The organism is Streptomyces sp. AK02-01A (genome assembly GCF_033795305.1).
Lineage (GTDB): Bacteria > Actinomycetota > Actinomycetes > Streptomycetales > Streptomycetaceae > Streptomyces.
The window spans coordinates 79728-103831 of the sequence record NZ_JARBAE010000017.1 but is presented as its reverse complement, the minus strand read 5'-3'; the positions used below and the strand labels follow the sequence as shown (position 1 = coordinate 103831).

Below are 24104 nucleotides of genomic sequence, written 5' to 3'. Positions count from 1 at the left end.
GGGATTAGGAGGGGCTTAATGTCTGATCTTCCCCGGAAGGCGGTCACCCGAACCGCGAAGCTGGCCGCGCTGCCGCTGGGCTTCGCCGGACGGGCCACCTGGGGCCTGGGCAAGCGGATCGGCGGGAAGTCCGCGGAGATCGTCACCCGGGAGCTTCAGCAACGCACGGCTGATCAGCTCTTCAAGGTGCTCGGCGAGCTCAAGGGCGGCGCGATGAAGTTCGGACAGGCACTGTCCGTCTTCGAGTCGGCGCTGCCGGAGGAGATCGCCGGACCCTACCGGGCCGCGCTCACCAAGCTCCAGGAAGCGGCGCCGCCCCTGCCGACCGGCACGGTTCACGCGGTACTGAGTGAGCGGCTGGGCGAGGAGTGGCGTGAGCTGTTCCTGGAATTCGAGGACAAACCCTCGGCCGCCGCGTCGATCGGCCAAGTGCACCGGGCGGTGTGGCACGACGGACGCGAGGTCGCTGTCAAGATCCAGTACCCGGGCGCCGGAGAGGCGCTGCTGTCCGATCTGGTGCAGCTCAGCCGGTTCGCCAGGCTGCTGGGGCCGCTGATCCCGGGGATGGACATCAAGCCGCTGATCACCGAGCTGCGCGACCGGGTGTCGGAGGAACTGGACTACGCGCTGGAGGCCGAATCCCAGCGGGAACACGCGGCGGAGTTCGCGGACGACCCGGATGTGGTGGTGCCGGATGTGGTGCACCAGGGCGACCAGGTGCTGGTGACCGAGTGGATCGACGGGATACCGCTGGCCGAGGTGATCAACGACGGCACGCCCGAGCAGCGGGACCGGGCAGGTCAGCTACTGGCCCGCTTCCTTTTCTCGGGCCCGGCGCGTACGGGTCTGCTGCACGCGGACCCGCACCCGGGAAATTTCCGGCTGCTGCCGCCGGCAGCAGCAGCCGGCGAGGACGGCGAAGAAGGCGAATTCCGGCTCGGCGTACTGGACTTCGGGACGGTGGACCGGCTGCCGGGCGGACTGCCCGGCACCATCGGTGAAGCGCTGCGGATGACGCTGGAAAGCGACGCGGAGGCGGTGTACGACCTGCTGCGCGAGGAGGGATTCGTCAAGGAGTCCATCGATCTCGACCCGGACGCGGTGCTGGACTATCTGCTGCCGATCATCGAGCCGGCGGCAGTGGAGGAGTTCACCTTCACCCGGAGCTGGATACGCAATCAGGCGGCGCGGATCGCCGACCCCCGCTCCCCCGCCCACCAGTTGGGCAAGCAGTTGAATCTGCCGCCGTCGTATCTGCTCATCCACCGGGTCACGCTGAGCACCATCGGCGTGCTCTGCCAGCTCAACGCGACGGTCCGGCTCCGGGACGAGCTGGAGGACTGGCTGCCCGGGTTCCTGCCGGAAGCGGACGACGAGGAGGCCACCGCCGAGGCGGGCGCCTGATACCGGATACGACGGCGGGGGCCGGTCCCTCGGGACCGGCCCCCGCTCAATGACTATCCGCTTGGCGACTGACTGCTTGGCGCACCGACACCCAACGGTGCTGCCTACTGCATGACCGCCATGGCCAGCGCGCGGCGGGCGCGCATCGACACGCGCTCGGCACGCCGCTGCATCCGCCGAGCGGCGACCAGGCGCACGGCCTGGCGTTCCGCGTCGGCTTCACGCATTCGTTCGTCCATATGCGCGCGTGCCAGGGCTTCTGGGATGAGTTGCATCTCGCGGGTCCTGTTCTGGCGCGAGTCGTTCGCGCCCTTCGTGGTGACGGCAGGGGTGGCGGAGCCGGACGGCTCGCTCGTGGAAGAGGTCATCGGAGCCTGCTTCTGGGGATCGTGCGTAAAGGGACGGTCGATTGTTCCGGCGGCGTTCATGCCGCGACCGGGTTCTTGCGCGGGCGGCCACGCGGCCGCTTGCGGGCGACGACCACGCCCTGAACGAAGAGCTCGCCACCCCAGACACCCCACGGCTCGCGCCGCTCCTTGGCCCCGGCGAGGCATGCCTCGACCAGCGGGCAGGTACGGCAGAGCGACTTGGCGTACTCGACGTCCGCCGGGGACTCGGCGAAGAAGACCTCCGGGTCGTAGGCACGGCAGGGGACGGGTACGCCGAGGTTCTCGATGGCGTCGTCGAGCGCGGTGAGCGTGGTGAGCGGGGTCAAGGTGGAGTCCTCCGTGAGACCGGGCGGGGGGATCGTTGGGGAAAGCGGTACGGACGGGGCGTGCGCTTCGAGTTGCACGGGGTGTCGTTCCTCGTCTGGTCGGTCCGGCCTGTTGGCCGGGTGTCGGCTGGTACCGGGTGTTACTTGTCCCGAGGCCCCTTCGCTCCGGCCGTCCCGTTCGGGACAAACAGAAGGGCCGCGGATCCCGGGTGGGGTTCCGCGGCCCTGAAGGCGCCGGCCTGATTCTCGATCAGGCTGGATCACTCCAGGGTTCGAGCCCACGGAAGGCCCACATCGTGTGGTGCTGCGTCTGCTTCATCGCATCGGCACTGGCCGCCGCGAAGGCATAGGCCTGGGCCTCTGCCGCCGCTACTCCCGCTTCCAGTGCCTTGGTCGGTCGCTCATTGCGCTCCCGGACGGGCAGGATCGCCGGGCCTGCGGGACGCACGGCAAAGGCGCCGGACAGACCGGTGGCAATGAGTTCGGAACCGGAGAAGCCGAGCGAGCAGACGGAGACGACCGAGAGATCGGTCATTTTGGCGGTGCTGATGAAGCTCTTGTTGATGCTGATCACTGGAATCGCCTCCTCTCGGCGTCTCAAGGACCGGCCCGAGGGCCAGTCACGTGTATTCGGATAAGTAGAGCACGGGGACAGTGCTTCGGAGAAGCCGTTGTTCCCGTGGTTAAGAACCTATGGGGATTCGCGGGGCGTGCGCAAACTATTTTTCCGACGAGTTCGAATCAGTCGTCACCCGCGCCTCCCGCACCCTCCTCGCCTGCGCAAATGGCCAGCACATCGGCTCCGAAACGACCGAGCTTGCGGCTGCCGACGCCGGAGATCCCGGCCAGTTCGCCGGCGCTGCCCGGCGCGGCCTCGGCGATCGCCATCAGCGTCTTGTCGGTGAACACGCACCAGGCCGGCTGGCTGAGCTGTTCGGCCTGGTCGGCGCGCCAGTCGAGCAGCCGCTGGTAGAGCGCCTCGTCCATGTCGGAAGGGCAGTCCTCACAGCGCATCAGCTTCATTTCACCGGCGTCGGTGAGGGTCTTGCGGCACACCCGGCACAGAACGGGCCCCCGCCGTGTGCGCCGGGCGGCGCCGCCGCGCTCGACGGAGCCGCCCGCTCCCGCCCCCGCGCCCCGGGCCGCCGGGGCCGTGGAGCCCGTCCGCAGCCCGTTCAGAAAGCGAGTGGGCCGCCGGGAGGCCCGGCCTCCGGGTGAGCGGGAGAGCGCCCACGAGAAGGAGAGATGGAACCGCGCCCTGGTGACACCGACATAGAGAAGCCGGCGCTCCTCCTCGACCTGCTCATCCGTCTTGGCGTAGGTGATCGGCATCATCCCCTCGGTGAGACCGACCAGGAACACCGCGTCCCACTCCAGGCCCTTCGCCGCGTGCAGCGAGGCGAGCGTGACGCCCTGCACGGTCGGCGCGTGCTGCGCGGCCGCGCGCTCGTCCAGCTCGGCCACCAGATCCGCGAGCGTCGCCGTCGGTTTGGCGCGGACGAAGTCCTCCGCGAGCCGGACAAGAGCGGCCAGGGACTCCCAGCGGTCCCGGACCGCGCCCGAGCCCGTCGGAGGTTCCGTCGTCCAGCCCTTGGTGGAGAGAACGGCACGCACCTGCGAGGGCAGTTCCACGACATCGTCGAGCAGCGAGTCATTGCCGCCGAAGCGGGCGGCGCCCCGGAGCGCGGCGCCCGCTTCCCGTACCTCCTGGCGCTCGAAGAACCGCTCGGCGCCGCGCAGTTGGTACGGCACTCCCGCGTCGGCGAGGGCCTGTTCGTAGACCTCCGACTGGGCGTTGATCCGGTACAGCACGGCGATCTCGCCGGCCGGGACGCCGGCGGCGATCAGATCGCGGATCCGGCGGGCGGTGCCCTCGGCCTCCGCGGGCTCGTCCGCGTACTCCGTGTGGACCGGCTCCGGGCCCGGAGCGCGCTGCGAGATCAGCTCCAGCCGGTGCTCGGCGGCCCGGCCGCGCGCCTGGTTGAGCAGGCCGTTGGCCAGATGGACGACCTGCGGAGTGGAGCGGTAGTCGCGGACCAGCTTCACCACGGTGGCGCCCGGATGCCTGGTGCGGAAGTTCAGCAGATGGTCCGGTGTCGCGCCGGTGAAGGAGTAGATCGTCTGGCTGGCGTCGCCGACGACACAGAGGCTCTCCCGGTCTCCGAGCCACAGATCGAGCAGCCGCTGCTGGAGCGGGCTGACGTCCTGGTACTCGTCCACCACGAAGTGCTGGTACTGACGGCGGATCTGGTCGGCGATGTCGTGCCGGTCCTGGAGGATGCCGACCGTGAGCAGCAGGACGTCCTCGAAGTCGATCACCGAGCGGTCGCGCTTGAGCTGCTCGTACATCCCGTAGATCTGGCCGATTTCGGCCGGATCGCGCGGAGCGTCCCGGACGGACTTGGCGACGGCGGCCGGATAGTCGGCCGGCACGGTCTGGGTGACCTTGGCCCATTCGATCTCGCCGGTGACATCCCGCAGTTCGTTGCGGTCGAGCCGGATCCCGCAGCGGGCCGCGGACTCGGCGACCAACTGGACCTTGCGCTCCAGCAGCCGCGGCAGCTCACCGCCGACCGCCTTCGGCCAGAAGAACTGGAGCTGGCGCAGCGCCGCCGAGTGGAACGTGCGCGCCTGGACCCCGCCCGCGCCGAGCTGGCGCAGCCGTCCGCGCATCTCGCCCGCGGCGCGGTTGGTGAAGGTGACGGCCAGCACACTGCCGGGCTGGAGTATCCCGGCGCGCACGCCGTACGCGATCCGGTGCGTGATGGCGCGCGTCTTGCCCGTGCCGGCCCCGGCCAGCACACACACCGGGCCGTGCAGGGCCGTCGCCACCTCGCGCTGCTCGGGGTCGAGCCCGTCGAGCACCGCGTCGGCGTCTCGCGGCGGAGCGACGATCTGGCCGGTGTCGGACTGGCCGGTCTCTGATTCGCGCGGGAACAGTGGGGAGTGCGTTGCTGCTGTCACGCCGCCATGCTGCCAGGTCCCCGGCGACGGCCGCGGGCGCTGTCCACAGGTGAGCCGCTCCAGTCATACGAATGCGGACCCGACAGCCGGTCAAGGCCGGTCAGGAGCGCGCCCGGAGCCAGGCGGAAGCCAGCCGTGAGCCCGGCGGAAGCCGGCCGTGAGCCCGGCGGAAGCACACGGCAGCCGGTGGGAATGGCGGCAGGGCCGCGTACGTTCGACTGAATGCGCCGCCGTACGAGGACGAAGGACGGCGCGTCCAGCGAGCCAGAGGAGTGCGAGAGAATGCCGGGCACTGTGACGATGTACAGCACCACCTGGTGCGGATATTGCCGTCGGCTCAAGGGCCAGATGGACCGCGAAGGCATCGCGTACACCGAGGTCAACATCGAGCTTGACCCCGATTCGGCTGCCTTCGTCGAGAAGGCGAACGGCGGAAACCAGACAGTGCCGACGGTTCTGTTCGCTGACGGCTCGACGCTCACGAACCCCTCGCTGGCCCAGGTCAAGCAGAAGATCGGCGTCTGACCCACCTGACGCACACAACCCCCGACCGGCCGGGCGCCGGATCGGGGGTTTTGTATGCCCACCCTGTACGAGCCGGCTCGGCGGTAGCGTGACCGACATGACGACCGAGGACGAGGCGGACTGCGAGGCGCTGGTCGGAGGCATGGTGAACGCGGGGGCGGTCTTCCGCCGGGGTGCGTTGGTGGAACGCCCGGCACCGCACAACGCACACGCCCTCCATTCCCACCTCCTCGCGCTGAAAGAGCACGGCTTCGACGCGGCTCCGACTCCCGTGGGTCTGACCGCTGACGGTCGTGAGCAGTTGACCTTCATTCCTGGCGACGTGGCTCTGCCACCGTTCCCGCCCTGGGTGCTGACGACAACCGCTCTCGAATCGGTGGGGATCCTGCTCCGCCGCCTGCATGCGGCCGGCGCGACCATCGCTGTCGACACCGACGTCGAGTGGCCCCAGGACCTCGCCGACCCGGAGGGAGGAACGATGGTGTGCCACAACGACATGTGCCCGGACAACGTCGTCTTCCGCGACGGTCGTGCCGCCGCCTTGATTGATTTCGACCTGGCGGCTCCGGGCCGTCCTCTCTGGGACGTCGCCATGGCCGCCCGCTACTGGGTACCCATGCTTGATCCGGTATCCGCGGCTGCCCTGTATCCCGCCGCATTGGATACGCCCGCACGGCTGCGGATCCTCGCCGACAGCTACGGCCTCTCGGCGGGAGAGCGCGCCGAATTGCCCGGAGTGATCGAACAGGCCACGGAGATCTGCCGGGCTTTCGTCACCCGCCGCGTGGCTGACGGTGATCCTGTCTACCTCCAAGCGCTGGCCGACCGTGGCGGATGGGAACGCTGGGACCGCATGCGGACCTGGCTGGCCGACCACCGCGAGACGTTCACCGTCGCGCTGCTGGACTGATGTGCTCGGCTGATCCCCCTCACACCTGCCGAGGGCTACCGGGATCACATCGACAGACGGACCACACCAAGCGCCCTGGGCTTGTCGCTCACCCTCACGAACCCCTCGCCGGCCCAGGTCAAGCAGAAGATCGGCGTCTGAAGGCCGGAGCGCCTCGTGACCGTGCCCCCCGCCGGGGGCTGAATCCGGCGGAGGCACGGTCGTGCGTTCCTGTGCGCGCGGGCGCGCGCGGCGGATGGCTCAGTTCAGCGGCTTCGGCAGTGGCTTGCCGTACCACAGCTCCACCAGGCGCGCGGCGATCGAGATGCCGGCCGGCGGCAGGATCTCGCCCGACTCGATCGCGGCCCGCAGGTCCTGCCGGGAGAACCAGCGCGCCTCCTCGATCTCCTCGCCGTCCACCATGATCTCCGAGGAGGTCGCCCGGGCCATGAAGCCCAGCATCAGACTCGACGGGAACGGCCACGGCTGGCTCGCCACGTACTCCACCTCGCCGACCGTGATTCCCGCCTCCTCGAAGACCTCGCGGGCCACCGACTGTTCGATGGACTCGCCCGGCTCCACAAAGCCCGCGAGCGTGGAGAAGCGGCCCTCGGGCCAGTGCACCTGACGGCCGAGGAGCGCGCGGTCCTCCTCGTCGGTGACCAGCATGATCACCGCCGGGTCGGTACGCGGATAGTGCTCGGCCCCGCAGGCCTGGCAGCGGCGGATGTGGCCGGCCGCCGCGATCACCGTGCGCTCGCCGCAGCGCGAGCAGAAGCGGTGCAGCCGCTGCCAGTTCTCCAGCGCGACGGCGTGCACCATCAGACCGGCGTCCCGCGCGGACAGCAGCATCCCTGCCTCACGCAGACCGGCCGGCCGGGCCGACTGGTCGATGCGCCCGGGAAGCGCGTCCTTCTGGAGCGCGAAGTAGCGGACACCGTCCTCGTCCGAGCCGAGGAAATAGCGGTGGGTCTCGGTGACCGGTGCCTCGAAGGACGGGGTCATGACCAGCTCGGTCCGGCCGTCCGGGGTGTCGTCGATCAGCACCTGGCCGCCCGAGACCACGAAGACCCGGGTCGTCGGATGGCTCCAGGCCGCCGCCAGCCAGGCCTCGTCGAGACGGTGGTGCGCCGCGCGGTCGATACCGCTGTGCGCGGTGAGACCGATGGGCCGGTGTGCGGTGGCGTCACCGCTGATGATGCTCACAGGTACTTTCCAACTCCCCCGGGGTGGATTGGGTTTCTGGTCAGCGGAGTGTTCAGCGAAGTGTGGAGGCGAGGTCCCCCCACAGATAGGCGGTGGTCTCGGCGCCCTTGAGAAGCAGGTCCAGCTCGACCTTCTCGTTCGGCGCGTGCCAGCCGTCGGACGGTACGGAGATGCCCAGGAAGAGCACCGGCGCGCCGAGCACGTCCTGGAGGTCGGCGGCCGGTCCCGAACCGCCCTCGCGGGTGAACCGGATCTTCTGGCCGAAGGCACGGCCCATGGCCCGTACGACCGACTGGAGCGCCGGATGGTCCAGCGGAGTCAGACAGGGACGGGTGGCCGCGCCGAAGCTGATCTTGTGGCGGATTCCGGCCGGCAGCCGGGCCTCGATCCAGTCGCGCACGGACCTCTCGATACGGTCCGGGTCCTGGCCGGCGACCAGCCGGAACGAGAGCTTCAGCCGGGCGGAGGACGGAATGATCGTCTTGCCGCCCGGGCCCTGATAGCCGCCTCCGATGCCGTTGACCTCGGCGGTGGGACGGGACCAGATCCGCTCCAGAGTGGTGTGACCGGCCTCGCCGAGGGTCGCGTGGGACGCGGCCGTGCGCAGCCACTCCTCCTCGTCGAAGGGCAGCTCCGCGAGGAGAGCGCGCTCGGCGTCGGTGAGATCGACGACGCCGTCGTAGAAGCCGGGGACGGTGACGCGCTCGTGCTCGTCGTGCAGGGCCGCGACAAGGCGGGCGGCGACGGTGGCGGGATTCGGGACGGCTCCGCCGAAGGAACCGGAGTGGATGTCCTGGTCCGGGCCGTACAGCTCGATCTCGCAGTCGGCGAGACCGCGCATGCCGGTGCAGACGGTCGGGGTGTTCTCCGACCACATACCGGTGTCGGAGACGATCACGACATCGGCGGCGAGCCGGTCAGCGTTCCGCTCGGTCAGAGCGCGGAAGTGCGGCGAACCCGACTCCTCCTCGCCCTCGACCAGGAGCTTGAGGTGGACGGCCGGTGTGGTGCGGCCGGTGGCGGCGAGATGGGCCCGTACGCCGAGGGTGTGGAAGAACACCTGTCCCTTGTCGTCCGCCGCGCCGCGCGCGTACATCCTGCCGTCCCGCACGACCGGCTCGAAGGGGTCGGTGTCCCAGCCGTCCTCGCGGGCGGCCGGCTGGACGTCGTGGTGGCCGTAGACCAGGACGGTCGGCGCCTCCGGGTCCTCGGAACGCCACTCCGCGTACACGGCGGGAGCGCCCGGTGTGTCCCAGATCTCGGTGACCGGGAAGCCGGTCTCCTTGAGCTTCGCGGCAAGCCAGTCGGCACTGCGCCGCACGTCAGCGTCGTGGTGGGGCTGAGCGGATATGGAGGGGATGCGCAACCAGTCGGCGAGGTCGTCGAGGAAGGCCGCGCGGTGGGTCTGGAGGTACGTACGGACGACGCTGTCCGGGATGTTGTGCATGATGTCGAGCCTAACCGGCTCCGCGGGTTGTCTTGCCTGCCGGTGCCCCGGACCGCCCGTCCGCCGACGCGGCTCCGCTCCCGCTCCCGCCGTCACCGTCGGCGTCGGCATCGCCGTTGAGGATGCGCTCCAGCTCGGGGCGGCCTGGGAGCGTCTCCGGGCGGACGACCTCTCCGCCGCGCACATAGAGGAACGCCGCTGTGACGGCGGTCAGCGGGACGCCCCGCTGCTCGGCCCAGGCGAGGCGGTAGACGGCGAGCTGGAGTGGATCGGCGGTGTGGGCCCGGCTGGTCTTCCAGTCGACGATCTCGTACGTGTACGTATCGGTCGCCGGGTCCAGCGAGCGGTAGACGGCGTCGATACGGCCCCGGATCAGGCGGCCCGCGAGCGTGAGATGGAACGGCGCCTCCACGCGGTACGGCGTGCGGTGGGCGTACGGAGTGCGCTCGAACGCGGCCTTGAGCGCGGCCAGATCGCGCTCGTCCGCGATCTCCGGCTCGTCCTCGTCGCCGCCGGGCAGCTCGTCGGGACCGAGCAGCGGCAGCGGCAGCGCCTCGAATCTCGACTCCACCCAGGCATGGAAACGGGTGCCCCGGCGGGCGGCGGGCCGTGGCGGCAGCGGCATGGGCCGGGCCAGCTCCTGGGCGAAACCGTCCGGGTCGGCGGCGAGGCGCAGAAGCTGGGAGGCCGAGAGAGAGGGCGGCACAGGGACCTCCCGGACGCCCGCGCGGGCTCGCCGCAGCTCACCGGCCAGCGCGTCGAGATCGCGGTCCCAGGAGGCGACGGCCCGGGTCTCCTCGGGCGTCAGACGGGCCGGGGCCGGCGGCCCGGGAAGCTCTCCCGGTGCCTCCGCCGCCGAGGCGCGGGCCACCGGAAGCCGGTGGGACTCCGCATCGGCGGGAGCCCGGGGAGCCGGTACGGACGGCGGCCGCGAGTCCGCCCAGGCGCCGGGTCCGTCCTCAGCGGGTTCGCCGGGTTCGCCGGGGTCGCCGAGGTCGCCGAGGTCGCCGAGGTCGCCGAGGTCGCCGGGGTCGCCGGGTTCGCCGAGGTCTGGTTCTGGTTCGGTTTCCGGTTCTGACGGGTCGTCCCAGATCTCCGGCGCACCCGGGCCGGCCGAGTCGTCGTGTCCGTCCCAGGGATCTCCGTCCTCCCAGACATCCGGAAGATCCTGGTCATCGAGCTGGTCGCGGTCGTCCTGGCCGTCCGGCGGCGCTTCCTCGCCGTCTCCCGACCGCAGTCCGTCCAGGTGGGCCAGGACCGTGTCCGCGGCCTCCCGGCGGCGGGCGAGGGACTCGGGGTCCAGAGGAAGCGGCCACGCGCGCGGCTCGGCTGCCGCCTCGAAGGCCGGATTCTCCTCGTTCTCCGCCGGCTCGTCGGCCCATGCCTCGATCTCACCGAAGCCCGCCGCGCAGTGTTCGTACAGAGCGTGCAGGAAGTCCGACGGGCCACGGGGACGCTTCTGGGTGGGGCCCCACCAGTGGCCCGATCCCAGCAGCAGCGAGCGCGGACGGGTGAAGGTGACATAGCCGAGGCGCAGTTCCTCCGTGTGCTGATGGTCCTTCATGGCCTCCTTGAAGGACTTCAGGCCCTTGGCGTCCCAGGACTCGACGCCCGGAAGCGTCGGCGCGTCACCGCGCAGCGCGTACGGAAGGACCTTCGGCTGGGACGTCCATGCCTCGCGCGCCCTGCTGTTCGGAAACTGCCCGGTGACCAGGCCCGGGACGGCGACCACGTCCCACTCCAGCCCTTTGGACTTGTGGGCCGTGAGCACCTTCACGGTGTTCTCGCCGCCCGGCAGCGCGTTGTCCAGACCCTTCTCGTACTGCGCCGCCGTACGCAGAAACGCCAGGAAGGCCAGCAGGCCGGCCTCGCCGTCGAGGGCCGCGAAGGAGGCGGCGATGTCGAGGAAGTTGCTCAGTGTCTCCCGGCGCCGGGCGGCCAGGGCGTGCGGCGACGCGGAGAGTTCGACCTCAAGGCCGGTGGTGGCCAGGACGCGGTGCAGGACGTCCATCAACGGGTCGGCGAGCGACCGGCGCAGCTCGCGCAGTTCGGTGGCGAGCCGGGCGAAGCGGACTCTGGCGGCGGCGGAGAAGGGCAGTCCGTCGTCCGGGGCACCGGCGGACTCCAGGAAGGTGTCCAGCGCGTCCGCGAGCGAGATCACCTCGGCGGGGTCGGTGCCCTCGACGGCCGCCGCCAGCCGGGCGTCCGGGTCGTCGTCTCCGTCCGGTCCCGTGCCCCGGTGGACCAGCAGCCGGGCCCGGCGGCCCAGCAGCGCCAGGTCGCGCGGGCCGATACGCCAGCGGGGTCCGGTGAGGAGCCGTACGAGCGAGGCGTTGGCGCCGGGGTCCTGGAGGACCTCGCACATCGCGACGAGGTCGGCGACCTCCGGGAGATGGAGCAGTCCGGACAGGCCGACGACCTCGACCGGCACATCGCGGGCGACGAGCGCGCCCTGGATCTCCGGGAAGTCTCCGGCGGTGCGGCACAGTACGGCGATCTCGCCCGGTTCCTTGCCCGTGCGCACGAGGTGCGCGATCGAGTCGGCGAGCCAATCGATCTCCTCCGTGTGCGTACGGAGGAGTGCGCAGCGGACACCGCCGTCGCGTTCGGCGCCGGGCGCGGGACGGAGCGCCTCGACGCCCTCGTGCATGGCGCGCAGTGGTGCGGCGAGGCCGTTGGCGAGGTCGAGGAGCCGGCCGCCGCTGCGGCGGTTCTCACTGAGGGAGAAGCGGCCGGCGGGCCGTCCGTCCGCGTACGGGAAATGCTCGGGGAAGTCGTCGAGGTTGGCGACGGAGGCGCCGCGCCAGCCGTAGATCGCCTGGCAGGGGTCGCCGACCGCCGTCACCGCGTGTCCCGTGCCGCCGCCGAAGAGACCGGAGAGCAGGAGACGCTGGGCGACCGAGGTGTCCTGGTACTCGTCGAGCAGCACGACCCGGAATTCGTCCCGGAGAAGGACGCCGACCTCGGGGCGGGTGCGGGCCAGTTCGGCGGAGAGAGCGATCTGGTCGCCGAAGTCGAGGAGATCGCGGGCGCGCTTGGCCTCGCGGTAGCGGCCGACAAGATCGAGCAGTTCCCGGCGGGCCCCGGCGGTCTCGGGCACCTTGCGCAGCTCGGCGTTGCTGAGCGTGGCGCTCTCCAGCGTGGCCGTCAGCTCGGTGTCGTACGCGCGGAGGCGACCGGGCCCCACAAGATGCTCGGCCAGCTCGGCGTCGAGCGCGAGCAGATCGCTGACCAGCGCCGGGAGCGTCTTGGTCAGTGCGGGATACGGCCCCGGCGCCTCCCGCAGCACCCGGGCGGCGAGCTGGAAGCGGGTGGCGTCGGCAAGCAGCCGGGTGGTTGGTTCGAGTCCTATCCGCAGACCGTGGTCGGTGAGCAGCCGGCCCGCGAAGGCGTGATACGTGGAAATGCGGGGCTCGCCGGGAGGGTGGTCCGGGTCGATGGCGTCCGGGTCGGTGACACCGGCCCGGACAAGTGCCTTGCGGACGCGCTCGGCCAGCTCGCCCGCCGCCTTGTTGGTGAACGTGAGACCGAGGACCTGCTCGGGAGCGACCTGTCCGGTGCCCACCAGCCACACCACTCGGGCGGCCATCACCGTCGTCTTCCCCGAACCGGCTCCGGCCACGATGACCTGCGGCGCCGGCGGCGCGATGATGCAAGCCGTCTGCTCCGGAGTGAAGGGGATGCCGAGGAGCTCCTTGAGCTGCTCGGGATCGGTGAGGTGTGCGGACACCTCGGAGAGGCTATCCGCACACACTGACAACGCCGGGCCGAGGGGCTCGCGGCGGCCGCCGGCACGAGCCGCCCGGACCACGAGCCGCTCGATCGCCGAGGCGCTCACTCGACGATCTGCCGGCCCTCCGGCTGTGCGCTGCAGGACGCGCGGAAGGAGCAGTTCGCGCAGTGCTGTCCCGTCGTGGGCGTGAAGCGTTCGTCGAGCACGCGTCCGGCGGCGGTGGCGAGCAGATCACCGACCCACTCACCGGCGAGCGGCTCCTGGGCCTGGACCTTCGGGAGTTCGTCGCCGCCCTCCCTCTTCGGCGCCGGCTGGCGGAGCTGTACGAGCTCGGCGCCGCCCGGCTCCGCGCGGCGGCCGTCGAAGACCTCGTCCAGCGCGCCCTCGCGCACCGCGAGCTGATAGACGGCGAGCTGCGGATGGTGAGCGACCTCGTCCTTGGTGGGAGCGTGCTTTCCGGTCTTGAAGTCGACGACGTAGGCGCGGCCCCGCGCGTCCTGTTCGACACGGTCCATGGAGCCCCGGATCCTTACCTGGTAGGCACCGGCTTCCAGAGTGACGTCGAATTCGTGCTCGGTGGCGGCGGTCGTGCGGCCGCCGCGGTCCGTCACATGCCAGCGGAGGAAGCGTTCGAGCGCGACGCGCGCGTGCTCCTTCTCCTGCTGGGACTTCCACGGCGCGTCGAAGGCGAGCGCGTCCCACACGGAGTCCAGGCGTGCCATGAGCACGGCGAGATCGGCGGGTGTACGGCCGGAGGCCACCTCGTCGGCCAGGACATGCACGACGTTGCCGAAGCCCTGGGCGGCGGTGGCCGGTGCGTCCGCCTTCACCTCGCGGCCGAGGAACCACTGGAGCGCGCAGGTGTTGGCGAGCTGTTCCAGCGCGCTGCCGGAGAGCGCGACGGGCTGGTCCCGGTCGCGCAGCGGGACCGCGCCGGCGGTCGGTTCGTACAGGCCCCACCAGCGGTGCGGGTGCGCGGACGGGACGAGCGGCTGGCCGTCCTCGTCACCGAGTGCCGCGAGCCGGGCGAGGCGGCGGGCGGCGGCGTCGCGCAGGGCCGGACTCGCCTCCGGGTCGACGGTGGTGGCGCGCAGTTCCGCGACGAGCGCGGCCACGGCGAGCGGACGGCGCGGCCGGCCGGTGACATCTCTCGGCTCGACGCCCAGTTCGGCGAGGAAGCGGGACGGCTGGTCGCCGTCGTCGGCCGGGGCCTTGACGGCGGTGACGACCAGGCGGTCCCGGGCCCGGGTCGCGGCGACATAGAAGAGCCTGCGCTCCTCGGTGAGAAGGGCGCCGGGAGTCAGAGGCTCGGCGAGGCCGTCACGGCCGATCCTGTCCGCCTCCAGGAGGGAGCCCCGGCGCCTCAGATCGGGCCAGAGGCCCTCCTGGACGCCCGCGACGACCACGAGCCGCCACTCCAGGCCCTTCGAACGGTGCGCCGTCATCAGACGTACCGCGTCCGGACGTACGGCCCTGCGGCTGAGAGTGTCGGCGGCGATGTCCTGGGCGTCGAGTTCCTCCAGGAAGTTCAGCGCGCCCCGGCCGCCGGTGCGCTCCTCGGCGCGGGCGGCGGCGTCGAACAGCGCGCACACGGCGTCGAGATCGCGGTCGGCGTTCCGGCCGGCCGCGCCGCCGCGCAGAGCGGACCGTTCGAGCCGCGCCGGCCACGGTGTGCCGTCCCACAGCTCCCACAGGGCCTCCTGGGCGGTGGCGCCGCCTTCGAGCAGCTCGCGCGCCTTGCGCAGCAGCGCGCCGAGCCGCTGGGCGCCACGGGCGTACGCGGGATCGTGCGCGACAAGCCGCTCGGGCTCGGCGAGCGCCCGCGCGAGCAGTGTGTCGGACGCGGCCGGCAGCCGGTTTCCGCCGGCCCGCTCCTCGTCCCGCAGCGCCCGTCCGAGCCGCCGCAGATCCGCCGCGTCCATACCGCCGAGAGGCGAGGTGAGAAGCGTGAGCGCGGTCTCGGTGTCGAGCCAGCCGGACGGCGCGGGACGGCCGCCGGCCGGAGCCTCGGCGGACGCGGTCGCCTCCGGGTCGCCTCCGGCGGGCCGGGCCGGTGGGCGGGCCGCCGCCGTGGCCACCGACCGGAGTGCGGTCAGCAGCGGCGAGACGGCCGGTTCGTGGCGGAGCGGGAGATCGTCGCCGTCGATCTCCAGAGGGACGCCCGCCGAGGTCAGCGCGCGCCGGATGGAAGGTATAGTGCGGCCTCCCGCGCGCACCAGGACCGCCATCTCGGACCAGGGAACGCCGTCCTCAAGATGGGCGCGGCGCAGGATGTCCGCGATGTTGTCGAGCTCCGTCGACGGCGTCGGATACGTGTAGGTCTCGACCCGGCCTCCTTCGCGCACCGCCGCCGGCTCCCGGTGGGCCCGTACCTTCTCGGCCGGCAGCCTGGTCAGCGGCATCCGGCGGGTCAGCAGCCGGGTCGCCGCCAGGAGCCGGTCGCCCGAGCGGCGCGCGGTGGCGAGGACCGCCACCGGGGCGGGCCGGCCGTCGGCCCGCGGGAAGGCGTACGGGAAGTCGAGGATGCCGTTCACATCAGCGCCACGGAAGGCATAGATCGACTGGTCCGGGTCGCCGAGGGCGACCAGGGTGCGTCCGTCGCCTGCCAGTGCCCGCAACAGCCGCACCTGCGCCGGGTCGGTGTCCTGGTATTCGTCGACGAACACCGCGTCGTACCGCTCCGTCAGCCGCTTCGCGACCTCCGGGCGTCCGGCGAGCAGCACCGCCCGGTGGACCAGCTCCGCGTAGTCGAGCACTCCCTGCATGTCCAGGACATCCAGATACTCGGCGAGGAAGGAAGCGGCGGCCGACCAGTCGGGACGGCCGGTACGCGCCGCGAACGCGGCCAGTGAGTCGGGGCCGAGCCCCAGCTCACGGCTGCGGGCGAGTACCGCCCGCACCTCGTCGGCGAAACCGCGCGTGGTGAGACAGGCCCGCAGCTCGTCCGGCCACCGGATGCCCGCCCGTCCCTCGCGCTCCAGGTCGAGCTGGCCCGCGAGGAGATCACGTACGGCGACGTCCTGTTCCGGCCCGGAGAGCAGCCGCAGCGGTTCGGCGAAGAGATCGGCCTCCTGATGAGCGCGGATCAGCGCGTAGCAGAAGGAGTGGAAGGTGGTCGCCTGCGGCCCTCTGGTGCCGCCGAGCCGGACCGCCATCCGGTCGCGCAGCTCCACCGCGGCCTTGCGGCTGAAGGTGAGGACCAGGATCCGCTCCGGGTCCGTGCCCCGGGCGACGCGTTCGGCGACCGACTCCACCAGCGTCGTGGTCTTGCCCGTGCCGGGCCCGGCCAGCACGAGAAGCGGCCCGGTCCTGTGGTCAACCACCGCGCGCTGGGCCGCGTCCAGCCAAGGAGGGTCCGCGGGCGCCGGAGGTGTACGCACCAGCCGGTACGCGCCCGTGGTCCGCTGCCGTACCCGGCGGTGCGGGGTACGCCCGGTGGAGAAGGAGGAGCTCACGTGGTTCGCCGGTCCTGGAGGGGTCGCTGATGGTGACACGGGTGGCTGGGGCGCGCGTGGCGCGTGCCGACGACGCTACGCCGTCGGGCGGCGAAGACGGCGGGCGTCCGCCTCCGAGGCCCTGCCACGCGGCCGTCGGGACGCCGCTCCGTGCGCGGGCCGGCCGCCGGTACGGTCATCGGACCACCCGTGACGCGGCCGGATGCCGGAAGCTGTCATATGTGAGCCGAATCGCCCGTGTCCCCGCCGCCGTCCCAGCGCGCCCGCCTCATGTCGAGCCGCGGCAGATGGCCCTCCGCACCGCGCGGCGCCTCCCGCAGCGGCGTGCCCTCCTCGCGATAGTGGTCCAGGGCCCGCAGCTCGTGTCCCGGCAGCAGCACTCCGTCGGCACGGACCACACGCCACCACGGCACGGGACCTCCGTAGAGCGCCATGGCCCGGCCCACCTGTCGCGGCCCGCCGTCGCCGAGCCACTCGGCGACATCGCCGTACGTCATCACACGGCCCGGCGGAATCAGATCGGCGACATCGAGCACCCGCTCCGCGTACTCGGGCAGCCGCGAAGCCTCCGCCCGCGCGTCCGTGTCCGGCTCCTCACTTCTCATCCCGTCCATCCTGCCGCAGCCCACCGACAGCACCGACAGCACCGCCGATCCCGCGTATCGGTACGCGTTCGCCCGGTCACCCTGTGTACGTACGCACACAAAGGGACGTATCTCGCACGCCCCGTGCCCCCGCAATGCACCCTGATGCCCCCCTCTGTCGTCCGCTCGTGCCACCATCATCCGGGCGGTGACTGGTGATACGAGATCAAGAAGAAGCGCACTCGGCAGAGGAGCAGGCCGCGCGGCCTCCCGCGGCGGCGAGCACCTCTGGCGCTGAGGCGCGCCCGGACACCGGCCCACGGCCGGACGAAGAACCGGACACGGAGCCCGCTCCCGGCGGCGGGCCCGGCCCTGAGGAGGAACCGTGCGCCGGCGGCGCGACCCGGGCCGACCGGGTCTCCGGCGACGAGCCGCTGCTCCCGGCCCGCGTCCACCGGCCCGCCGATCTGCTGCGCGTCCTCATCGGCGTCCTGGCCATCGCGCTCGTCCTCGGCCTCTCCGCCTTCGCCCACGGCACCACCTCGGGCCTCGAACAGGACATCAGCAAGGGCACCGGACAGGCTCCGGACCTGATGGTCAAGCTGGCCGGACTGGTGTCCAGCATCGCCGTGCTGCTCGTCCCGGTCGCCTTCGCGATCGAGCGGCTGATCAAACGCGACGGACTGCGGATCGCGGACGGCGTGCTCGCGGCCGTGCTCGCCCATGGCGTGACCCTCGCCACCGATCTCTGGGTCGCCAGGTCCGCGCCCGGCTCCATCCAGGACGCACTGACCCGGCCACAGCTCGGCGCCGGGCTCACCGATCCCGTACACGGCTATCTCGCGCCCGTCATCGCCTATATGACGGCGGTGGGAATGGCCCGCAGACCGAGATGGCGCGTAGTGCTCTGGGTGGTGCTGCTGCTCGACGCCTTCGCGATGCTGGTCGCCGGCTACACCACACCGTTCTCGATCATCCTCACCGTGCTGATCGGCTGGACCGTCGCCTACGGCACGCTGTACGCGGTCGGCTCGCCCAATGTCCGGCCCACCGGCCAGAATCTGATGGCGGGTCTGCGCCGGGTCGGTTTCCGCCCGGTCAGTGCCATGCGCGCGGAGGACGTGGCCGACTCCTCCGAGCAGGGAGACCGGGGCCGCCGCTATCTGGTCTCCCTGGAGGACGGCCCGCCGCTCGACGTCACCGTCGTCGACCGCGAACAGCAGGCCCAGGGCTTCTTCTACCGGGTGTGGCGGCAGCTCGCGCTGCGCTCCATCACCACCCGCAGATCCATCCCGTCGCTGCGCCAGGCCCTCGAACAGGAAGCGCTGCTCGCGTACGCGGCCATCGCCGCCGGGGCCAACGCGCCCAAGCTCATCGCCACCTCGGAGCTGGGTCCCGACGCCGTCATGCTCGTCTACGAGCACCTCGGCGGCCGGACGCTCGACTCGCTGGCCGACTCGGAGATCTCCGACGAGCTGGTACGCGGTGCCTGGCGCCAGGTGAAGGCGCTCCAGTCACGGCGTATCGCCCATCGCAGACTCACCGGTGACGCCCTCCTGGTGGACCGTTCCGGCCGGGTGATCCTCACGGAGCTGCGCGGCGGCGAGATCGCGGCGGGCGATCTCGTCCTGCGTATGGACACCGCCCAGCTCCTCACCACGATGGGGCTGCGCGTCGGCGCGGAGCGGTCGGTCGCGGCGGCCGTCGAGGTCCTCGGCCCGGACGCCGTCGCCGACTGTCTGCCGTTGCTCCAGCCGATCGCGCTGAGCCGCTCCACCCGCGCGACCCTGCGCCGGCTCGCCCGTGAGCGGTCGCAGCGCGAGCGGGAGGCGGTGCTCGCGGCGTCCGAGACGAACAAGCGCGCCAAGGTGGCGGAGGCGGCCGCCGCCGACGGCGACCGCAAGGCCGTCCGGAAGTCCCTGCGCGCGGAGAAGCAGGCGGAAAAGCGGGCGATAGACGACGCGCTCGACGAGGCGCGCGAGGAGGACCTGCTCTCCCAGATGCGCCGGCAGGTGCTGCTGATCAGGCCGCTGGCGCCGGTTGAGCCGGTCCGGCTCGAACGGATCAAGCCGCGTACGCTCATCAGCTTCATCGCCGGGGCTGTCGCCGCCTACTTCCTGCTCACCCAGTTCACCCAGCTCGACTTCAACACGGTCATCGCCCAGGCGCACTGGGGCTGGGTGGCGGCGGCCGTGGCGTTCTCGGCCCTCAGCTATGTCGCGGCGGCGATGAGCCTGCTGGGCTTCGTGCCGGAGCGGGTGCCGTTCCTGCGGACCGTCGTCGCACAGGTCGCCGGATCCTTTGTGAAGATCGTCGCACCGGCGGCGGTCGGCGGTGTGGCGCTGAACACCCGCTTCCTCCAGCGCGCGGGAGTACGGCCCGGACTCGCCGTGGCCAGCGTGGGCGCGTCACAGCTCTTCGGGCTCGGCGCGCACATCCTGCTGCTGCTCTCCTTCGGCTATCTCACCGGTACGGAGAAGACGGCGTCGCTCACGCCGTCCAGGACGGTGATCGCCGGTCTGCTGACGGTGGCCGTGCTGGTGCTGGTGGTGACCGCGATCCCGTTCCTGCGCAAATTCGTGGTGACCCGGCTGCGCTCGCTGTTCGCCGGAGTGGTGCCGCGCATGCTGGACGTACTGCAGCGACCGCTGAAGCTGCTCACCGGCATCGGCGGGATGCTGCTGCTCACGGGCGTGTTCGTGATGTGTCTGGACGCGTCGATCCGGGCCTTCGACAACGGTAACCAGCAGCTCAGCTACGCGAGCATCGCGGTGGTCTTCCTCGCCGGCAACGCGCTGGGCTCGGCGGCGCCGACACCGGGCGGTGTGGGCGCGGTCGAGGGCGCGCTGACACTGGGTCTGATCGCGGTGGGGCTGCCGAAGGAGGTGGCCGCGCCCGCCGTGCTGCTGTACCGGCTGCTGACGCTGTGGCTGCCGGTGCTGCCCGGCTGGCTGTGCTTCGGCCATCTCACCCGTAAGGGAGCGCTGTAGGGCCGCTCCCGCGCCTCGCACCGGCTCGCGCTCCGGCGCCCGGCACCGCTCCGGCGGCTTCCGGGAGGTGTGGCCGGGATGTGGCCGCCACCCGCATGGCCCGCGGCCCCGCGCGGCCCACGCCGCCGGGGCGCACGATGGGGCCATGCCGACATCCCCCGCCACCCGGCGCGGCACGGGTCTTGCCGCCGTCACCGCCGCCGCACTGCTGGCCGCCACCGGATGCTCCGACAACGGAGGCGCCGACAGCGGAGAGTCCGGCAGTACGGTCAGGCCCAAGGACATGGCTTCCCAGCGGCTGGACTGGAAGAGATGCCCGGCCCCGGACACGGCGGAAGGCGGCGGTACGGCGCCGTCACCACTGCCCGGCGGCGCTCAGTGGGAGTGCTCGTCCATGACCGTCCCGCTCGACTACGCCAAGCCGGACGGCGCCACGATCAAGCTGGCCCTCATCCGGGCCAAGGCCCGCGACCAGGCCCGGCGGATCGGCTCCCTCGTCTTCAACTTCGGCGGCCCCGGCGGCTCCGGCGTCGCCACGCTGCCGTCCTTCGCCAACGATTACGAGAAGCTCCGCTCCCGGTACGACCTGGTCAGCTTCGACCCGCGCGGGGTCGGCCGCAGCGACGGCGTGGAGTGCGAGAACGCCAGGCAGCTCGACGCGTACTACGCCCAGGACGCCACCCCGGACGACGCCGCCGAGGAGAAAGCCTTCACCGACGGGCTGGCGACCTACGCGGCGGCCTGCGAGAAGAACTCCGGTACCGCGCTGCCGTATGTGGGCACGACCAATGCCGCCCGCGACATGGAGACGATGCGGAAGGTCCTCGGCGACAACAGACTCAACTACTTCGGCATCTCGTACGGCACCGAACTGGGCGGCGTCTACGCCCATCTGTATCCGAAGTCCGTCGGCAGGGCCGTCTTCGACGCCGTCGTCAACCCGACCGAGAACTCCGAACAGGGCTCGCTCGGCCAGACAAAGGGCTTCCAGCTCGCTCTGGAGAACTTCGAGAAGGACTGTGTGGCCCGCGGCGACGCCTGCAAACTGCCCGGCAGCACTCCGAAGGAGGTCGAGGCGCACATCACGGGACTGCTCGACCGGCTCGACAAGCAGCCCATCGCGGGCATCGGCGACCGTGAGCTGACGCAGACCCAGGCCACCAACGGCATCGCGCAGGCGCTCTATTCGAAGGAGTTCTGGCCGCTGCTGGAGGAAGGCGTGGACGAGGCCGACGCGGGCAGCGGCGCCCTGCTGCTCGCCCTGTCCGACTCGATGAACGGACGCGACGAGAAGGGCCAGTACAGCAATCTCCAGGCGGCCAACGCGGCCGTCAACTGTGTGGACTCCAAGGAGCGTTACACGCTGGAGCAGACCAAGGCGAAGCTGCCGGAGTTCCGCGCGGCCTCGCCCGTCTTCGGGGACTTCCTGGGCTGGGGGCTGATGGGCTGCACCAAGTGGCCGGTGCCGGGGCAGTGGACGACACCCGATGTGAGCGCTCCGGGCTCGGCACCGATCCTGATCATCGGCAACACCGGTGACCCGGCGACCCCGTACGCCGGCGCGAAGGCGATGGCCAACGCGCTGGGCAAGGGTGTCGGCGTCGAGATCACCTATCGCGGGCAGGGCCACGGCGCGTACAACAGCGGCAACGCCTGTGTGCAGGACGCCGTGAACGGCTATCTGCTGAACGACAAGGTGCCCGCGGCGGGCACCGTCTGCGACTAGGCGTCTGACCGTGGTGAAGGGGCCGGTCCGTGCGGACCGGCCCCTTCATGGGGAAAGCGTCAGGTCTCAGTAGACCGGCTTGTCCGGCTCGATCTGGTTGACCCAGCCGATGACACCGCCACCGACGTGCACCGCGTCCGAGAAGCCCGCGGACTTGAGCACCGCCAGGACCTCCGCGCTGCGGACACCCGTCTTGCAGTGCAGGACGATCTTCTTGTCCTGCGGCAGGGTCTCCAGAGCGGTGCCCATCAGGAACTCGTTCTTCGGGATCAGCTTCGCGCCGGGGATCGAGACGATCTCGTACTCGTTCGGCTCCCGGACATCGATGATCTCGATGTTCTCCTTGTCGTCGATCCACTCCTTGAGCTGCTTGGGAGTGATCGTCGAACCGGCCGCCGCCTCCTGGGCCTCCTCCGACACGACACCGCAGAAGGCCTCGTAGTCGATGAGTTCGGTGACGGTCGGGTTCTCGCCGCAGACCGCGCAGTCGGGGTCCTTGCGGACCTTGACCTGGCGGTACTGCATCTCCAGAGCGTCGTAGATCATCAGCCGGCCGACCAGCGGCTCGCCGACACCCGCCAGGACCTTGATCGCCTCGGTGACCTGGATGGAGCCGATGGACGCGCAGAGCACGCCCAGCACACCGCCCTCGGCGCAGGACGGGACCATGCCGGGAGGCGGGGGCTCCGGGTAGAGGCAGCGGTAGCAGGGGCCGTACTCGGACCAGAACACGCTGGCCTGGCCGTCGAAGCGGTAGATCGAACCCCATACGTACGGCTTGTTCAGCAGCACGCAGGCGTCGTTGACGAGATAGCGGGTGGCGAAGTTGTCCGTGCCGTCCACGATCAGGTCGTACTGCGAGAAGATCTCCATCACGTTCTCGGCCTCAAGCCGCTCTTCGTGAAGGATCACGTTCACATAGGGGTTGATACCGAGGACGGAGTCACGCGCGGACTGCGCCTTGGACCGGCCGATATCGGCCTGGCTGTGGATGATCTGGCGCTGCAGGTTCGACTCGTCGACCTCGTCGAACTCCACGATGCCGAGCGTGCCGACACCGGCCGCGGCCAGGTACATCAGAGCCGGAGAGCCCAGGCCTCCGGCTCCCACACACAGCACCTTCGCGTTCTTCAGCCGCTTCTGCCCGTCCATCCCAACGTCCGGAATGATCAGATGACGGGAGTACCTGCGGACCTCGTCGACGGTGAGCTCGGCAGCGGGCTCGACCAGGGGTGGCAGCGACACAAGGACCTCAACAAGGGGGTTGGTCGGTCATTCAGTACGGTTCTTAACCCCATAACACTGCCACGGCCCCTCTCATTCCGAGACACCCGGTCCGCCTCGCGAGACGACGCCGTCCCAGTGGCCGGGCAGTGTCCCGGAGCGCCCGCGGTCAGCAGGACCGGAGCCGGGCCGGCCCCGGGCGGCGAAGCGCCCGGAACCGGCCGGCGGCCGCGGTCAGATGCGGCATGCCGCCTCCATCCAGATGTCGGCGAGTGACTCCTCCAGATTGATCCGGGGCCGCCAGCCGAGCCGGTCACGCGCGGTGCGTACATCCGCCTGCTGCCAGCTCCCACAGCCGTCGGGATACGGGAACGGCCCGATGCCCAGGTGTTCCACCATCGGCTCGCCCCGAGGCGCGCCGACCGTCGCGTGGCCGGAGCGGATCGGTCCGGCGGGCACATCCAGCTCGTGCATGGCGCCCGCGTAGCCGGCGACCCGCGCCAGGACGGCGGCGGCGTCCCTGAGCCGTACGGCGCGACCGGTGCCGATATTGACGATGCCCTGCGCGGCGGAGAGCGAGGCGGCGTGCACGGCGCGCGCCACATCGCGTACGTCGACGAAGTCGCGCTGCACTCCGAGGCCGCCGAGCTTCAGCTCACCGTCGCCGGACTGCATGGCGCGGCGCATCGCCTCCGCGAGCCGGCCGAGCGGAGAGCCCGCCGGTGTGCCGGGACCGACCGGCGAGAACACCCTGAGCACGATGGCGTCGAGCCCGGCGCCCAGCACCAGTTCGGACGCGGCGAGTTTGCTTACGCCGTACGGGCCGCCGGGACGCGGCACGGCGTCCTCCGCGGTCGACGAGCCGTGCTGGGACGGCCCGTACTCGGACGCGCAGCCGAGCTGGACCAGCCGGGCCCCGCAGCCGCTGCGGCGCAGGGCCTCGCAGACGGTGGCGACGGCGACCGTGTTGTGGCGGGTCAGCTCGCGGGCGCCGCCGCGGGTCGCGCCCGCGCAGTTGATGACCACGCCGGGATGGACGGCGTCCAGGAAGCGGGTGAGCGCTCCCGGGCTGCCGCCCGCGAGGTCGAACCGTACGTCGGCGTCGTCGCCGCGGCCGAGCGCGGTGAGGTGGACGGCGGGGTCGGCGAGCAGCCGGTCGGCCACGAAGCGGCCGAGGAATCCATTGGCACCGAGCAGCAGGACCCTCATCGCGCGGCCCCTCGGTGCCGCAGGGCCGGTGCT

Annotated in this window: 16 protein-coding genes; 5 read left to right on the top strand and 11 right to left on the bottom strand. The window is 71.3% G+C overall.

Going from position 1 to position 24104, the window contains the following annotated elements; translation table 11 throughout:
* Positions 1–18: 18 nt before the first annotated feature.
* On the top strand, positions 19–1404 hold the full coding sequence (locus PV679_RS18130; protein WP_319681333.1) for an AarF/ABC1/UbiB kinase family protein: 1386 nt from the start codon (positions 19–21) through the stop codon (positions 1402–1404).
* 104 nt (positions 1405–1508) lie between these two features.
* Here the strand turns inward: PV679_RS18130 and PV679_RS18125 are convergent, their stop codons facing one another.
* The 4 genes from PV679_RS18125 to PV679_RS18110 all read right to left on the bottom strand — a co-directional run bounded on the left by PV679_RS18125 (position 1509) and on the right by PV679_RS18110 (position 5083).
* A complete protein-coding gene (locus PV679_RS18125) occupies positions 1509–1832 on the bottom strand; it encodes a hypothetical protein (RefSeq protein WP_319681332.1) in 324 nt (107 codons plus the stop codon).
* Positions 1829–2197, bottom strand: coding sequence for a WhiB family transcriptional regulator (locus tag PV679_RS18120; RefSeq protein WP_319681331.1), 369 nt, complete (start codon positions 2195–2197; stop codon positions 1829–1831). Before PV679_RS18120 ends, PV679_RS18125 begins: the two co-directional genes overlap by 4 nt.
* A gap of 172 nt (positions 2198–2369) precedes the next feature.
* Positions 2370–2693, bottom strand: coding sequence for a hypothetical protein (locus PV679_RS18115; protein ID WP_319681330.1), 324 nt, complete (start codon positions 2691–2693; stop codon positions 2370–2372).
* Between the two features lie 167 nt (positions 2694–2860).
* A complete protein-coding gene (locus tag PV679_RS18110) occupies positions 2861–5083 on the bottom strand; it encodes an ATP-dependent DNA helicase UvrD2 (RefSeq protein ID WP_319681329.1) in 2223 nt (740 codons plus the stop codon).
* A 282-nt stretch (positions 5084–5365) separates the two neighbouring features.
* Between PV679_RS18110 and PV679_RS18105 the strand changes: the two genes are divergently transcribed.
* Together PV679_RS18105 and PV679_RS18100 are read left to right on the top strand one after the other, a co-directional pair.
* Positions 5366–5608: a mycoredoxin gene (locus PV679_RS18105; RefSeq protein WP_319681328.1), complete on the top strand. Its 243-nt coding sequence runs from the start codon at positions 5366–5368 to the stop codon at positions 5606–5608.
* Between the two features lie 97 nt (positions 5609–5705).
* The gene (locus tag PV679_RS18100) at positions 5706–6518 is read left to right on the top strand and encodes a phosphotransferase (protein WP_319681327.1); all 813 of its coding nucleotides are present in this window, start codon (positions 5706–5708) and stop codon (positions 6516–6518) included.
* A gap of 240 nt (positions 6519–6758) precedes the next feature.
* Here the strand turns inward: PV679_RS18100 and nudC are convergent, their stop codons facing one another.
* The 5 genes from nudC to PV679_RS18075 form a co-directional block, all read right to left on the bottom strand.
* Positions 6759–7703, bottom strand: a complete 945-nt coding sequence (gene nudC, locus PV679_RS18095) for an NAD(+) diphosphatase (protein WP_319681326.1) — start codon at positions 7701–7703, stop codon at positions 6759–6761.
* 52 nt (positions 7704–7755) lie between these two features.
* Positions 7756–9150 (bottom strand): dipeptidase, encoded by a 1395-nt coding sequence (locus PV679_RS18090; protein ID WP_319681325.1) that lies wholly within the window; start codon positions 9148–9150, stop codon positions 7756–7758.
* A 10-nt stretch (positions 9151–9160) separates the two neighbouring features.
* On the bottom strand, positions 9161–12880 hold the full coding sequence (locus PV679_RS18085) for a UvrD-helicase domain-containing protein (RefSeq protein ID WP_319681324.1): 3720 nt from the start codon (positions 12878–12880) through the stop codon (positions 9161–9163).
* A 104-nt stretch (positions 12881–12984) separates the two neighbouring features.
* Positions 12985–16338, bottom strand: a complete 3354-nt coding sequence (locus PV679_RS18080) for an ATP-dependent DNA helicase (RefSeq protein WP_319681323.1) — start codon at positions 16336–16338, stop codon at positions 12985–12987.
* Positions 16339–16553: 215 nt separating this feature from the next.
* Positions 16554–16943: an MGMT family protein gene (locus PV679_RS18075; protein WP_319681322.1), complete on the bottom strand. Its 390-nt coding sequence runs from the start codon at positions 16941–16943 to the stop codon at positions 16554–16556.
* Positions 16944–17137: 194 nt separating this feature from the next.
* On the opposite strand from PV679_RS18075, the gene PV679_RS18070 reads away from it, so the two are divergent.
* Together PV679_RS18070 and PV679_RS18065 are read left to right on the top strand one after the other, a co-directional pair.
* Entirely contained in the window at positions 17138–19912 is a 2775-nt protein-coding gene (locus PV679_RS18070; protein ID WP_416069744.1) for a lysylphosphatidylglycerol synthase transmembrane domain-containing protein, read from the top strand.
* Between the two features lie 145 nt (positions 19913–20057).
* Complete coding sequence (locus tag PV679_RS18065; protein WP_319681321.1) at positions 20058–21638, top strand: alpha/beta hydrolase; 1581 nt, start codon at positions 20058–20060, stop codon at positions 21636–21638.
* Between the two features lie 66 nt (positions 21639–21704).
* On the opposite strand, the gene moeZ is transcribed toward PV679_RS18065, so the two are convergent.
* Both moeZ and PV679_RS18055 read right to left on the bottom strand, forming a co-directional pair.
* Positions 21705–22883 carry an adenylyltransferase/sulfurtransferase MoeZ gene (moeZ, locus tag PV679_RS18060; RefSeq protein ID WP_319681320.1) on the bottom strand — a complete coding sequence of 393 codons (1179 nt, stop codon included), beginning with the start codon at positions 22881–22883 and terminating at the stop codon, positions 21705–21707.
* A gap of 213 nt (positions 22884–23096) precedes the next feature.
* Positions 23097–24071, bottom strand: coding sequence for an NAD-dependent epimerase/dehydratase family protein (locus PV679_RS18055; RefSeq protein ID WP_319681319.1), 975 nt, complete (start codon positions 24069–24071; stop codon positions 23097–23099).
* Positions 24072–24104: the final 33 nt, after the last annotated feature.

Coding starts and splice junctions, on each gene's coding strand:
- PV679_RS18125 (WP_319681332.1), bottom strand. CDS start 1,832: ATGAACGCCGCCGGAACAATCGACCGTCCCTTTACGCACGATCCCCAG.
- PV679_RS18090 (WP_319681325.1), bottom strand. CDS start 9,150: ATGCACAACATCCCGGACAGCGTCGTCCGTACGTACCTCCAGACCCAC.
- PV679_RS18100 (WP_319681327.1), top strand. CDS start 5,706: ATGACGACCGAGGACGAGGCGGACTGCGAGGCGCTGGTCGGAGGCATG.
- PV679_RS18055 (WP_319681319.1), bottom strand. CDS start 24,071: ATGAGGGTCCTGCTGCTCGGTGCCAATGGATTCCTCGGCCGCTTCGTG.
- PV679_RS18075 (WP_319681322.1), bottom strand. CDS start 16,943: ATGAGAAGTGAGGAGCCGGACACGGACGCGCGGGCGGAGGCTTCGCGG.
- PV679_RS18105 (WP_319681328.1), top strand. CDS start 5,366: ATGCCGGGCACTGTGACGATGTACAGCACCACCTGGTGCGGATATTGC.
- PV679_RS18130 (WP_319681333.1), top strand. CDS start 19: ATGTCTGATCTTCCCCGGAAGGCGGTCACCCGAACCGCGAAGCTGGCC.
- PV679_RS18065 (WP_319681321.1), top strand. CDS start 20,058: ATGCCGACATCCCCCGCCACCCGGCGCGGCACGGGTCTTGCCGCCGTC.